Genomic DNA, 678 nt, shown 5'->3' with positions numbered 1-678 from the left:
GAGCCAGAGTTAAGGATAGCACCGCCATAATAACCGGTAGCAGTGTTTCCTGCAAAGCTTGCGCCGTTGCCACTTAATGTAAATGTGCCAGCATTAAGGATAGCACCGCCATAATAACCGGTAGCAGTGTTTCCTGCAAAGCTTGCGCCGTTGCCACTTAATGTAAATATGCCAGCATTATAGATAGCACCGCCATAATGAGTAGCAGTGTTCCCTGCAAAGCTTGTGTTGTTGCCACTTAATATAAACGTGCCATTATTATAATTATAGATAGCACCGCCATCATAATCAGCAGTGTTATTGTCAAAGCTTGTGTTGTTGCCACTTAATATAAACGTGCCATTATTATAATTATAGATAGCACCGCCATTAGTAACAGCAGTGTTCCCTTCAAAGCTTGTGCCGTTGCCACCTATCATAAATATGATAGTATTATAGATAGCTCCGCCAGTTCCGGCAGCGTTATTGTCAAAGCTTGTGTTGTTGCCACTTATTGTGAAGCCGCTAGCATTATAGATAGCACCGCCAAAATTAGCAGTGTTCTCCGCAAAACTCGTGTTGTCGCCACTTATCGCAAATGCATCAACATAACCATGATAGATAGCACCGCCATTAGTAGCAGTGTTACCCGCAAAGCTTGTGCCGTTGCCACCTATTATAAACAGGCTTTCATTATGG

General features: G+C 43.1%; 1 pseudogene. It reads right to left on the bottom strand.

Going from position 1 to position 678, the window contains the following annotated elements:
- Nucleotides 1–678 (bottom strand): annotated as a pseudogene (locus AC1MDJ_RS08305) (hypothetical protein); the annotation flags it as partial.

The organism is Candidatus Termitispirillum reticulitermitis (assembly GCF_054655775.1).
Note: the sequence above shows the minus strand (reverse complement) of the source record. Positions and strands in the feature narration are given on the sequence as shown.